This window comes from Blautia sp. HA9023, assembly GCF_056504095.1.
Genome location: NZ_JBWLUR010000006.1, coordinates 553,257 through 566,793 on the forward strand (window position 1 = coordinate 553,257; position 13,537 = coordinate 566,793).

The 13,537-nt window shown below is 45.1% G+C and carries 12 protein-coding genes and 1 pseudogene; 1 reads left to right on the plus strand and 12 read right to left on the minus strand.

The annotated features are described in order from the left end of the window. Window positions 1-25 precede the first annotated feature (25 nt). The 7 genes from AC04Q6_RS06585 to AC04Q6_RS06615 all read right to left on the minus strand — a co-directional run bounded on the left by AC04Q6_RS06585 (window position 26) and on the right by AC04Q6_RS06615 (window position 8,287). Entirely contained in the window at window positions 26-1,723 is a 1,698-nt protein-coding gene (locus AC04Q6_RS06585) for an acyl-CoA dehydratase activase (RefSeq protein ID WP_118061732.1), read from the minus strand. Further along, window positions 1,720-3,000, minus strand: a complete 1,281-nt coding sequence (locus AC04Q6_RS06590) for a 2-hydroxyacyl-CoA dehydratase subunit D (RefSeq protein ID WP_118070869.1) — start codon at window positions 2,998-3,000, stop codon at window positions 1,720-1,722. The genes AC04Q6_RS06585 and AC04Q6_RS06590 overlap by 4 nt, the downstream gene beginning before the upstream one ends. A 400-nt stretch (window positions 3,001-3,400) precedes the next feature. Then, a complete protein-coding gene (locus tag AC04Q6_RS06595) occupies window positions 3,401-4,738 on the minus strand; it encodes an MATE family efflux transporter (protein WP_291543421.1) in 1,338 nt (445 codons plus the stop codon). Window positions 4,739-4,905: 167 nt separating this feature from the next. Next, complete coding sequence (locus AC04Q6_RS06600; RefSeq protein WP_118061889.1) at window positions 4,906-5,085, minus strand: DUF6472 family protein; 180 nt, start codon at window positions 5,083-5,085, stop codon at window positions 4,906-4,908. 122 nt (window positions 5,086-5,207) lie between these two features. After that, window positions 5,208-5,666, minus strand: coding sequence for a ferritin-like domain-containing protein (locus AC04Q6_RS06605; protein ID WP_119248368.1), 459 nt, complete (start codon window positions 5,664-5,666; stop codon window positions 5,208-5,210). Window positions 5,667-5,730: 64 nt separating this feature from the next. Beyond that, complete coding sequence (locus tag AC04Q6_RS06610; RefSeq protein WP_119248367.1) at window positions 5,731-8,115, minus strand: glycoside hydrolase family 31 protein; 2,385 nt, start codon at window positions 8,113-8,115, stop codon at window positions 5,731-5,733. Between the two features lie 31 nt (window positions 8,116-8,146). Beyond that, complete coding sequence (locus AC04Q6_RS06615; protein WP_243004392.1) at window positions 8,147-8,287, minus strand: hypothetical protein; 141 nt, start codon at window positions 8,285-8,287, stop codon at window positions 8,147-8,149. Window positions 8,288-8,811: 524 nt separating this feature from the next. On the opposite strand from AC04Q6_RS06615, the gene AC04Q6_RS06620 reads away from it, so the two are divergent. After that, on the plus strand, window positions 8,812-9,837 hold the full coding sequence (locus tag AC04Q6_RS06620; protein ID WP_119248317.1) for a LacI family DNA-binding transcriptional regulator: 1,026 nt from the start codon (window positions 8,812-8,814) through the stop codon (window positions 9,835-9,837). Between the two features lie 109 nt (window positions 9,838-9,946). Here the strand turns inward: AC04Q6_RS06620 and AC04Q6_RS06625 are convergent, their stop codons facing one another. The 5 genes and pseudogenes from AC04Q6_RS06625 to AC04Q6_RS06645 form a co-directional block, all read right to left on the minus strand. Then, window positions 9,947-10,267, minus strand: coding sequence for a 4Fe-4S dicluster domain-containing protein (locus tag AC04Q6_RS06625; RefSeq protein WP_476389660.1), 321 nt, complete (start codon window positions 10,265-10,267; stop codon window positions 9,947-9,949). After that, window positions 10,244-11,059, minus strand: a pseudogene (locus AC04Q6_RS06630) (aldo/keto reductase); the annotation flags it as partial. The pseudogene AC04Q6_RS06630 and the gene AC04Q6_RS06625, both read right to left, overlap by 24 nt. A gap of 309 nt (window positions 11,060-11,368) precedes the next feature. After that, window positions 11,369-12,445 (minus strand): Ig-like domain-containing protein, encoded by a 1,077-nt coding sequence (locus tag AC04Q6_RS06635; protein WP_178087481.1) that lies wholly within the window; start codon window positions 12,443-12,445, stop codon window positions 11,369-11,371. A 182-nt stretch (window positions 12,446-12,627) separates the two neighbouring features. Continuing rightward, a complete protein-coding gene (locus tag AC04Q6_RS06640) occupies window positions 12,628-12,900 on the minus strand; it encodes a hypothetical protein (RefSeq protein WP_118070865.1) in 273 nt (90 codons plus the stop codon). A 52-nt stretch (window positions 12,901-12,952) separates the two neighbouring features. Further along, window positions 12,953-13,420, minus strand: coding sequence for a DUF1648 domain-containing protein (locus AC04Q6_RS06645; RefSeq protein WP_476389593.1), 468 nt, complete (start codon window positions 13,418-13,420; stop codon window positions 12,953-12,955). Between the last annotated feature and the right edge of the window lie 117 nt (window positions 13,421-13,537).

A 13,537-nucleotide genomic window follows, 5' to 3' on the forward strand; every position in this document is an offset into this window, starting at 1 on the left:
TTTCAAAAAATTTTCTATTTTCTCTCTACAGTGCCGCATTACATTTTTCATAAGCAAACAGTGCCGCTCCCAGCGCACCGCAAAGCTGTGCCTCGTCGCAGATATAAAGCTTCGCTCCCAGCTTCTCTTCCAGTGCCTGGATAATGCCTTTATTCTTGGCAACACCACCGGTCATCATATATTCTCCCGGATTCTTTTTGCCAAGGCGGGCCGCAAGTGCGCCTACTTTGGAGGCAACAGACACGTTCAGACCGTGGATAATATCTGCCACATCCTTATTCTGGGCAACCAGGGAAACCACCTCGGACTCTGCAAACACGGTACACATGCTTGAGATCACCACGTTCTCTTTCCATTCCAGTCCGCGGGTGCTCATCTCCTCCAGGGAAAGCCCAAGGGTACGGGCCATCATTTCCAGGAAACGTCCGGTTCCTGCCGCACATTTATCATTCATCAGGAAATTTTTTACTGCACCGTTCTCATCAATGCTGATTGCCTTGATATCCTGGCCGCCGATATCAATGACAGTACGCACGTTTGGATTCAGATAATGGGCGCCTTTCGCGTGGCAGGTGATCTCTGTGATGCTGTCATCGCCGCTGTCAATGTATGCACGTCCGTATCCGGTGGTAACGATACGCACGATATCCTCTTTTTTAATGCCCGCTTTTTCCACTGCCATCTCCAGGCTCTTCTCCGCACTCATCATAGCACCGCCGCCTGTGGGGATGATCATGGTAGATTTGATCTTTCCGTCTTTATCCAGGATCACAACGTCCGTACTTGTGGAACCGCTGTCGATCCCTGCCACATAATAAACTCCTGATTCCATTTTTTTCCTTATCTCCTCGCTGATTCCTTTTGATGGGTCCATATCCTCCGAGCCCTCCAGCGTTTCCGCAAAAGCCTGCACTCTGGTGAGAAGCTGACCTGCACTCTGGCTGGTAAAGTCCGTCTCGATCTTCAGAAGGGGAACCTTGATATCCCGCTTGATACTTGCATACTCAAATCCGTAATAGTCGCAGAACTTGATCGTATGATAGATGATTCCCTTCAGATTCGGGTCCAGATACAGCCGGTTCCTTCTGGTACTGTTGTTCATACGGAAACACGGCATCTGGGAAAGAAGCGCGTCTGCATAAGCCAAAAACATGGCATCATCATCCATTTTTTCCAGTTCCTCACGGATCACAGCCAGACGTCTTCCACCTGTACAGGTCAGGTTTTCCACATCCATGCGGATGTTATCCCGGATCATTTTTTCCAGGACACCACTGACGCGGACGCCCAGCACACCGATGTATGGCTGGTTATCCACATCCTCATGGGAAAAAGCGTTCAGAAATCCACTTCTGTCGAAAGTTTTCCCCGAAAATTTCTCGTAAGCTTTCTTAAGGCGGTGAATTCCTTTGGCCAGCTTCACTTTCTCGCAGTCGTTATCCTCATGAGGCATATCCAGCATGTACAAAAATTTACATTTGCCAGTACTTTCCACAATATCGTACACACGGCGCATGGAATCACAGCAGTTTACAAGAACCAGCTGCTCCACTTTTCCCTCCAACACTGCCTGAATCACGGATTTTCCAAAACCGCAGAGATTGGCATGGGCGATCTGGTCGGAAAGTTCAAAGTTCTCCGGCATTTCCTCCAGAACCGCACATTCCTCGCCAAAACCTTTAAACAGTTCCAGCGGTGTATATTTACAGACGTAATGTATCATGATCGTTTTTCCTCCCTGCTTTTTTCCAGCATTTCAAGGTATGCCTGAAGTCGTGTGGACACCTGGCCGTCACTGGAATTGGCCGGATTGCAGCCGTCGCCGTCCAGGACCATGGTTGGAAGCCCTGCGTTTTCCAGAGAATTTTTGATCAGGCTGGAAGCTCCGATGGTTCCCTTGCATCCCCAGTGTGCAAAAAGGATCCCTCCGTCTGCCTCTGTAAGACTGGCCAGCTCCTGGGCACGCTGGATTCTCTGTTTTACACTTCCATTGTAAATGCAGTTGACCATTTTTTCCGCAAGGGCCTCATAAGGATCTGCAGGCTGCATCCGCTGAAAGCCATCCGCAACAAAATCACAGGCGCTGATGTGCACGTTCTGGCTGTAATTAAACACATCCTTTACCGGCTCCTGCAAAAACGGCATCATATGCATCCAGAGAATATGAAGGCCTTCCCCTTTTGGCGCCTTTTTCACATCTTCGAGAAGCATCTTTGTGTATTTCAGGGATTCCTGGGAACCTGCAAGAAGATGGCACATAAAGATGGCGTACAGCTCATTTGTCAGGGAAGTTACCGGATCGTGGTCTTTCCTGAGAGCAAGCTGACGGCTGTAATAAGATGCCGCTTCGTTGCTGTTGGCCACTGCCCGCTGTACAGACTGTTCTGAGATTTTTTTGCCAGTAACATCTTCCAGGAATTTCTTCATCTCACGAAGCTGATCTGCTACGTAGCTGATGGAATCCTGATTTTTTTCATAAGGTACATCAATATAAAATCCCGGGATCTGATATTTCTGTTTCAGATAAGGAAAGGTCATCATGTTTCCGTCACAGGCAAGATTTGTATAAATGGTGCATTTCGGCTTCGGCACCAGCCCTGTCATGGACGCTCCCAGAAAAATCCGGTGATAGGAGCACATGGTTTCCGGAAATCCCTCTGATTCCGTCTGTGCCAGAAATGCCTGCTCGCATCTGGTTCCGGCGATGAAGCAGGACATTGCCTCCACGGAATACGGAGTGATCCCTGCTGCTGTCAGAAGCTCTCCCGGTACAAAAATGCTCACAAGAGCGGTATCGTCCGGTTTTGCAAGGGCTTTGATAATATTCTGCATGACTACACGGGCTACATACTGTCCCGAAGCCGGAAGCTTCCTGTCAGGAAAAAGCTGCAGACGTTTTTCCTGAAGCCGGTAGCCAGTGAGAAGAAGTTTTCGTGCTTTTTCCGGGTCCCTGATGGAGCTCTCTCCCACCATATCCCCGAATTTCTTTATGATATCCAATCTGTCACATCCTCCGTCAAGTCAAAAAATCTATTATAAGTCTGTCAGGCGCTTACCCGAAACTTTGTCCTCAGACAAAATCCTGTAGCATTATCATCGTCTGGATGGTATAAAGGCTCCACCTGTCAGACCAATATTTTTATTATAAAGATATTTTTTTCAAATGTAAACACACCAATTTTTACAAATCCGGGCGGCATCTTCCTCTGTATTATGCAATTATGCATACAGTTCTGTTACAGACTGCAGATTTTTTTCACATATTTCAACACAAAAATGCAGATTTTCCACAGAAAACTTCTTATAGCGTTTCCGGAAAATCTGCATTTCTCACTTATCTGTAAAATTCTTCAGGCAGCTGCCAGTTTCCATCTGGCAGTTCTGCATGAAATATGTTATCTTACTTCATTTTTTCTGTTGCCCTGCGTACGCACATCAGACATGTTGGCAGAATATAGCAGCTTGCGGAGATCCACGCTGCCTGGTCTGCACAGCAGATCGCTGTAAATCCATAAGTTCCAACGAACCCAACACTTACGATCACACGCGCGATCATCTCAGTTACACCGGAAAATACTGCTCTTCCGGAATAGCCAAGTCCCTGTGTCACCATACGATTTACATTGAGAATACCAAGACTCCAGAAGAAGAATCCCAGGTATCTCAGATATTTTGCAGAGGCATCCAACACATCCACCGCGCTTTTGTTTACAAAGATCCGTGTCAGTGTCCGACCGCCAAAGATCAGTACCAGTCCTATCAAAGCACCGTACGCCACTCCAATAGTAACTGCCTGGCGAAGTCCTTTTCGGATCCTGTCCGGCTGTTTTGCACCAAGATTCTGACTGCAGAACACAGATGCTGCCGTTGAGACCGCATCAAACGGGCACATGGCAAACTGCTTGATCCTCATAGCTGCTGTAAACGCAGATACATACACACTTCCCAGTCCGTTGTTTGCAGACTGCATTACCATACTTCCGATAGCAGTAATAGAATACTGCAATCCTGTGGGAATTCCCATAAGAAGAAGTTCCTGTGCTGCTTCTTTTCTCATGTGGCGGTCGTCTTTTCCAAGCCACATCAGTTCCATTTTCCGTGAGATCACAATCAGACAGCAGATACCACTGATGGCCTGTGCCGTGATGGTCGCAATGGCAGCACCCGCGCATCCCCATTTCAGCACAACAATGCAGAACAGATCCAAAAAAATATTCAGCACTGCTGCAAACGCCAGAAAGATAAACGGTGTCCTGCTGTCACCCACAGATCTCAGAATACTGGACAGATAATTATACAGCAGTGAAAACGGGATTCCCAGAAAGATAATCAGGATATACCGATACGCATTGACATAAATATCTTCCGGCACAGAAAGAATATGCAGGATCTGATTGCAAAGGATCACGCACGCAGATGTAAGCACAACTGCTGCTCCTGCTGTAAGCACTGCGCCGTTAAATATGTAATTCCGCATGGTATCCTTCTTCTCTGCGCCGAAATATTTTGCCACGGGTACTCCGAAACCGGCACAGATTCCTATGCAGAAACCCAGAACCAGAAACTGCACGCTGCTGGTGGCACCAACACTTGCCAGTGCCTTGGCTCCCAGGATCTGTCCCACGATAGCTGCATCAATAATATTATAAGTCTGCTGCAAAAGGTTTCCCAGAAGAAGCGGCAGCGCAAACTGCACCATCAGCTTCAGCGGATTTCCCTTTACCATAGATGTTGACATTTTGTACTCCTCCAGATATAAGCTTCCTTAATTATTTTTTAAACTTTCAGATATATAAGTCCGATCAGCGGGCTGATGTGCATCAGTTTCGCAAGGCCTCTCTCACAAAGACAAGTGTTATGTACAGACGCACATTGCAAAAATATCCCGCCAAATACCTGTCGCTGTCACATCTGATGGCGTACTACTTTATACTCATCCCCGGAACGGTAATACGGACATTCCTTATAGTCGCTGCTCACAAAACGATAGTACTCGTCTTCATCCAGATTAATATCGCAGTAATATTCGTCGCATTCTTCATCGTAAGTATAATTTGCGCAGAATTCACAGCTGGTTCCCTTCATGTTTATTTCTCCTCTCTTTGCAGGAAAGTATTTCTCCCTGCTGCTCTCCTGATTATATAACAAAAAAAGGAAGAATTCCATCACTGAAATCCTCCCTCTTTTTTATATATCAGAGCAGTAACTCAGAACATTCCGTTCGCAGTCTTATATTTGTAAAGCATCTCCGCATGGTTCTGCTCTTCCACTTGGATATCAGCCAGAAGCTTCCGCACACCACTGTCTTCAAAAGCAAAAACCTCCGAGTTGTATTCTCCGGAAATCAGCTTTTCTGTTCCGATACAGTCTGTTGCAAGAAAAGCATCGTGTTCCTTATCCTCTGAGGACATCACCGATGTGTAAGCAGCCTTTGGCTGGTAATCACGGCCGTCACTGTCGTTGCAGTTTACCTGGGGAACTGTACCGGAAAGCACCTGGCTCAGGGAATCGTAATGCTCCTGCTCTTTTTTCTGAAGAATCTGAAATAAGCTTTTAAGCTCCGGATCCCTGGCCTGCTGTGCGTATTTTCCGTATTTTTCAATGCAGCTTTTTTCCTGTGTCTGAAGATCCTGGATCACTGTGCGTTCTTTTTCCTTTAATATCATTATGATCATCCTTTCTTTTGATAATAATGATAGTATGGTTTGGAAACGCGATTTTATTCATGTTTTACGCAGTCAGTATCTCCATCAGTGCTCCGTAAAGATCCTTGTCCAGCTCCATGGACTGAAGCTCAGATAAAAGAACCGGCAGATTCTTTCCGGCTATGATCAGCTGATATAATCTGTCCTTCAGTACAAAACCGATCTCTGCCTGGTTCAGGAAATCGAAGACACGCTCTTTTGTCCGATTATCTGCCACTTCGCCAGCGAGAATGATCTGCACCTCTGCCGCTGTGTCTGCTGCCACTTCCACACAGATCTTCTGAAGCTTCTCCTCATATTTTACAGCAGCCTCAGTCTCTGCTCCGTTAACCAGAACCTTCACAGTATCTGTGCCTGTTTTCGCAAAATTACAGAACTCCACGGTATAAGCTCTCTTTGCCGGGATCAGCTCTGTTTTTCCCTGTGCAGGATGAATGGTAAACACTGCCTGATCCTTTTCCTTATAATCCATTTCCGTAAATACACAGGCACCATTTTCGTAAGCACAGGTTTCGTTGTCATCCTCATACAGTCTGAAGTTTCCGTCAGCTCCCGGGAATACCTTGATCTTCAGGCTTTCCGGATTCTTTTCCGCCTCTGTTCCACGGATCTCATCGGTCATCACAAGAATGCCGCCTGCTTTTGCAAGAACCGGAATACTGTCCAGAGTACGGTACATATCCACCATTCTTCCGCCCTCATAGCGCAGACCTGTATAAAGATCATACCACACCCCATCCGGCAGCCATACTGCTGTCTTCGCTACGTTGAGATCTTTTACCCGTGGTGTTGTCACTGCTGCCACCATCAGCTGGTCACCGAAGAAGTACTGATTTTTTACCTCATATGCCTCCGGTGCTTCCGGATATTCATAGTACATCGGCTCCACCAGTGGAAGGTCTTCCTGATAGCTTCTGTAGTTCATGGTGTAAAGATACGGCATCATTCTGTGACGCTCACGGAGAGCCTCCTCCATGACAACCTCTGTTTCCTTTTTGAAACGCCACGGCTCTTTTCCGTTGAAGTCACTGCATGAGCTGTGGAGACGCATGATCGGGGAAAAGATCCCGTACTGTGTCCAGCGTGCAGTCATCTCGTCGTTTTTATAGCCAAGCATATGTCCGCCGATATCATGGCTCCACCAGCCGTAACCGATGTTGGAAGCGGTAGATGTAAAGTAGGGCTGAAAGTCAAGGGAATCCCAGGTGATATGGGTATCTCCGGAAAAACCTACCGGATATCTGTGGCTTCCGGGACCTGCATATCTGGAAAAAGTCATAGGACGTTTTCCGTTTCTGGCGCTGTCCAGGAAATGGAAGTGGTTGAAGATCCACAGAGGATCAAGCCCTTCGATCTTGCAGTTGCTTCCCTGCTGCCAGTCGATCCACCAGAAATCCACACCTTCTTCCTCTCTCGGATGATGAAGATATTTGAAATAGGCTTCCATAAATTTCGGACTTGCCGGATCGCATACTACCGGGTCCTCATTTTCATAATCCACACCCATGGCCTTTGCCATGTCCTCATACATTTCTTCCCAGCCCTGTACACCGTCTGCAGGATGTACATTTAATGTGGTACGCATTCCTCTTTTATGTAAACCATCCAGGAAACGCTTCGGGTCCGGGAAGAGCTCTTTATTCCAGGTATATCCGGTCCAGCCGCTTCCGTATTTCGGATCAACATCGGTCACATGCCAGTCCATATCAATGACTGCAACCGTAAATGGGATATTTTTTTCCTGAAATTTATCCATCAGCTCATTGTAGCTTTCCTCAGAATATTTATAATATCTGCTCCACCAGTTTCCGAGAGCAAACCTTGGAAGCATCGGTGTTTTTCCGCAAAGTCTGTAAAAATCATGAAGCGCTTCTTTGTAGTCATGTCCGTATCCGAAGAAGTACAGATCCTTGATGCCCTTTCTTCTTGGCTCGATCCAGCCGTCCGGCAGAAGCACCTGCGATCTGCTGTCGTCCACCAGAGAATATCCGAACCTGGAAAGAATACCATGCTCCAGCTCTGTTGCTCCGTCCACCATATCCAGCGTTCTGGCAGTTCCCTTCAGATCATGGATCTCTTCTCCGTAGTGCCAGATGCTGTGGTAAGCGCTTAAGTTTCCTTTTACCTGAATGCTTAAGCCCCAGCTGGTAAATTCCTTCTCATTATAAATAAGGTGGATTCTTTTCGTATGAACCTCGATTCCATCCTCTGTACGCACTACACGATAGTCCGCTTTCGGAAAATCCCTGAAAAACACCATCTGCGTGGGGCGGTCCTCAAATACGCCCTCCTCATCATACTCCAGACGGATCAGTCCCTCTGTAAGAAACGTAATCCTGTATTTATCCCCTGTGATCATATTTTCGCTTAATGCCAGAGGATGTGTTTCTACTTTATATATATCCTGCATTTATGTCCCTCCGTTTATTATCTGTATGCCATCAGCCCTTTACAGCAGATGCTGCGATTCCGGCGATAAACTGTTTCTGGAAGAACAGATAGATCAGAAGTACCGGGATGATGGAAATGGCAGTTGCCGCAAACAGTGCACCATAATCTGTGGAATACTGTCCGTTAAACATCTTAAGACCAACGGCAAGAAGCTGTTTGTCTTTGTTTGTAATTACCAGGTATGGCCACAGGAAATCCTCCCATGTCCAAAGGAACTGGAAGATCGCAATACTGAAGATTCCGTTTTTTGACTACGTTTTCCGTTCCTTTTAGTTTAACGATAAATCTATTGTCAATCTATCACGCGCATAGAGATTCGTCAATATAATTTTATTATTTCGTCGATTTTTCTAGTATTTATGTGTGATTTTTGTGCATTTTTCATATTTCAAGGCTGTGTTTTTTTATTTTCCCGCAATCATACATTGATTTTTTCACTATGTCGGACTATAATATATATAGTTTATAAACCGTTTTTTCGAACATTTATATTTCGTGTTTAAACCTTGTAAACCTGTAATAAGAGGATACATAAATTCTGGATTTTTCATTGTATTTTTATTTTTACCTGAGAAATGTGTTAGAATTTTATATATATATGTATGACAGCAGTTTCCTTCCCGGAAACTGCTATGGAAGAACAGAGGTGTGTAGTATGACATTAAAAGATATCGCAGACCTGGCCGGTGTCAGTATGATGACCGTCTCCAATGTGATCAACGGCAAAACCAGCCGCGTTTCCCAGAAAACCAGAGACAAGGTCAATGCGATCATAGAAGAATACGGATATGTTCCCAACCTGAATGCCCGGAGCTTATCCAATAAAAAATCCCATATCATCGGCATCATCATTTCCCTCGATGAAAAAGATGTGCTCCTGGGAACCAACTATTTTGAGAATCCTTATGTCAGCACCATGATCGGTGCTATCGAAAAAGAACTGCAGAAGAATGAATATTTCACCATGATCCGCTCTGTATCAAAAAATGCGGATATCATTTCCCTTCTGAAGAACTGGAATGTAGACGGAATCATCATTCTTTATCCTGCCGCCGGCGAATACATGGCAAAGCTGATGGATTCCGCCACCTGCCCCATCGCCACCTTTGACTGCGAGCTGGAGCATCCCAATCTCATCAATATTACCTCCAATGATGAAAAAGGCATGTATCTTTCCACAAAATATATGATCAATCACGGTCATTCCGCCATTGCCTTTGTGGCCGATTACAAAATCAGCCACGTTCTTGCCAACCGTTTCAATGGCTATAAACGGGCGCTGGAGGAGAACCATATTACTTTTAACCCGGATTACGTTTATGAGTACTCTCCTTCCTATGAGGGCGGTATCCAGGCCGGCCGTGAGATCGCATCCAACAGCTCTCCAGTTACCGCAGCGGTAACTACAGCGGATATCTGTGCCATCGGAATTATGGAGGGTGCACGCCTGGGCGGTTACCGCATTCCTGTGGATCTCTCTGTGATCGGATATGATAACCTGGCACTGTGCCAGTACACCCTTCCCAAGCTGACCTCCGTCTCACAGAACATCCCCCGGAAGGCACTACTTGCCACCAGTCTTCTCCTGGAAAAGATCCGCACCGGCTCTGTCAGCTCCTCCTGCCAGTCAGCCCTGGATGTTGAGATCGTGGACCGGCAGTCGGTGATCTCGTTGTATTAAGAGTCAAAAATCCCCCTGGGAATGTCTTTTGGCGGACATTTTCCAGAGGGATTTTATTATGAACGATTTTTTCAATTTTTCAGATGGTCGTTCGCATTACGCTTCGCTTTTATTTCTTTTCGAACCCCTTGGCAACCTCTTTCAGAAGTTCGCGGATCTTCAGATGCTGCGGACATGCCTTCTCGCATTTTCCACACTCCACACAGTCGGATGCTTTTCCGTGGTCTACGGTATGCACGTTGTTGTAGTAATAATCTGCATTCCAGTCATGATAGATCTGTTTGGTGTTCATGCAGGCAAAGAGATCCGGGATGGAGATGTGTTTCGGGCAGCCGTCGATGCAGTATCTGCAGGCTGTACATGGAATCAGGTTTTTGCTGTGGATGATATCGCAGACTTTCTTTACTGCTGCATGCTCTTCCTCTGTCAGCGGTTTGAAGTCTTTCATGAAGCTTAAGTTATCCTTCATCTGCTCCAGGGTACTCATACCGGAAAGAACCATCTCAATTCCCTCGAATCCGGCCGCAAAACGGATGGCATAGCTTGCAGGACTTCCGCCGTGAAGATCCTCAAGAACTTTTTTTGCCTCCTCAGGAAGGTTTACAAGGCTTCCGCCTTTTACAGGCTCCATAACAAGCACCGGCTTGTTGTGCTTACGACAGACTTAGTAGCATTTTTTACTCTGTACTGCCGGGTCCTCATAATCCAGATAGTTAAACTGGATCTGAACCACTTCGATCTGCGGATACTCGGTAAGGATCGCATCCAGAACTTCTGCTCTGTCGTGGAAGGAAATTCCCACATGTTTTATTTTTCCTTCTTCTTTCAGTGCAAAAGCAGTCTCGTATGCATGGCGCTCTTTAAAGTATTTAAAGATCTCCGCACTCTGTGCATGCATCAGATAATAATCAAAATACTCTACTCCACAGGCTTCCAGCTGCTGCTCAAAAAGCGGACGGATATCTTCCTCTTTCTTGAAATAGAAATTTGTCAGTTTATTGGTAAGAATAAACTCATCTCTTTTATGTCTGTCAGCGAGGCATGTCTTAATAGCTTTCTCACTTTTTCCCTCAAGATAACCATGAGCAGTATCAAAGTAGTTAAACCCATTCTCCAGAAAATAATCTACCATCTGTTTGGTCTGCTCGATATCCACTTCATCACCATTCATTGGAAGTCTCATGTAACCAAAAACAAAATGTTTTTTTGCTCCATCCAGCATTGTTGTATCCTCCTTTTTTGATCTTACATTTTCCGGATAAAAAATTTCTCCGTCGCCCGGTATTTTACACGTTATAACATAATATCAGCGGCAGAAAATCTCCAGCCGCCGATATCCGTATCTATAGTATAAAGTATGAAGTTGACTTTAGGTCAAGTATTTTCAGAAAATCTCGCGTGTATTTCCAATTCCAATAAAAAGTCCCGGAACTGCTGCTGTTTCTGATCTGTTGTTTATATCAGAAATGCTGTTGCAGTTTCGGGATTTTCGGTTTGTTATGTCTTTAAACGCAAATAATATCCGGCTTTTTTAACCGTTATATCTTGTAAAACCAAGGCTTTTCAGAGTAAGATTTACGTTTGACTGTAAAATTTTATTTACTGCATCAAATGTAATACTTGTGAATGTATTCGCCATACTCTGTCTGTCATCGCTTCCTGGTTTATTGGTTCTGGTATTATAAAATTTCAGATTAGAACCATTCCAGGTTGTTGCATCTAATGTTGAAACATATTTATTATTAAATTCCTCACAATAAACCTTTATCTGATCGATTTTTGTTCCTGTTATGTAAATATTTACTTTAGCAATATTATTTATATGACTGATATGAAGTTTAGAATCTGAGCTGGAATAAGTAATCGTTGTGGTAAATTTTGAACTGCTGGTACCAGAAACATAAGTAAGCTTACCACCATTACTCTTAACCGCATTGATCAGCTTCGCATAATTATTCTTAACTGTGGCACTTGCCTCATAAACCGGTTTCTCTTTTACCTTAACTGTGCAGGTGAAGGTACGTCCGCCAAGTTTGGCTGTGATCTTAGCTGTTCCCACTTTCTTTCCGCTAACTTTACCTGTGCTGCTGACTGTAGCAACCTTGGTATTGCTGGAACTCCACTTAGGAGAAATCTTAGCTCCTGTAACCTTCAGTGTGTAAGAAGAACCTGCAAAAACAGATAATGTGCTCTTGCTCAGCTTCAGTGTGCTGATTCCGGCAACAGCGGAAAGACCTGTTTTGTTGTAGCTGCTCATGGTCTTCTTGTTCTTTGTGTAAGCTCTTACTGTGTAAGTATATTTATTTCCTACGCTGACCTTCGTATCGGAATAGGAAACCTTGCTGGCTCCTGCAATATCTTTCAGGTTTACCCATCTACCGCTGTTTGTCTTTCTCATAACACGGTAACCTGCCGCGCCTTTTACAGCACTCCATTTCACAGCTACGGTGCTCTTTCCTACAGCTTTAACGGATACCATCTTCGGTGTTCCGATGGTTGCCGCCTGTACCTCTGTTACAAATCCTGTTCCCGGGATTGCTGCCGGTGCTGCGGTAATGATCATCATTCCTGTCATAATACCGCATAATGCTTTTTTTAAATTTCGCATACGTTGTTCCTCCCATTTCTTTTCCGTACTTCTGTCAGATACAGCGAAAAATATGACAATTATCTCCCTGTTATGATCCGGAAAACATCTGCCTGACTGTGTCCTGACTGTTACAGTAACTTTATCATATTTATCCATATTTATCAACAATAACAGCCAGTAAAAATCCCTTCAACTCTGTCTTACAGCCCATCCCTGTACACACTGTTGATCGTAGCCTGGGCATGTTCCAGCTCTTTCTTCTGGATGATTGCCTCCCGGTCGCTTAAGATCGCCAGCATTTCATCGATCACATCATCCACTCTTGGACTTGTCACCCGGTATAAATATCCCAGCATCCGGGTGGCTGTGTAATCAGTATTCATATGTTTATAGGCGATCTCCCGGCATAACTCATCGGGATAGCCTTTATCCTGAAGCGCTCTGTAAAGCTCATCTGTTCTTGTATCTGCCATATATGCCTGTCATTCCTCTCTTATTTTTTATCATTCCTTTTTGATCATCCACTCACTGATCCTTACCGGCTTTTTTCATTGCCCGGATTCCCCAGATCACGATTCCAAAGCATCCGCCGATGAGGATCCATACCGGCCACATGGGGGCCGGGCTTAAATTCCCGCTTATTCCGGCATACAGACAGACCGCAACCCCTGTAAGCTTCAACATGGACATTATTTTTATTCCGATCTCGTACAGCTGTTCTTTATTTTCCTCTGTTACTTCCACCGGAAAATTGCACCAGTCCTGTGGAATGTTTTCACAGAACATCATAAGTCCCAGGATCAGAAGTGCCAGGATCGGTTCAAAAAATAAAAAGCCCCTCTTTCCATACCGGTTCGGTACCCCATGGAGGTCAAAATGGATCGGTACTCTCTCCGGAAGGCTGCTCCAGACAGCCTGCAGATATATGACATATGCAAAGATCATCAGGAAACAGATCACACTGGTAATGGTCCTCAGCTTTTTTGCAGACATTCGACACACTCCTTTCATCGCAGGATAAATCCATCATTCTCTTTCCTGTATTTTACACACAAATCATCAGTTTGTAAAAGTATTTTGCCAAAAATCCCCTCACAGAGCGCTATCTGT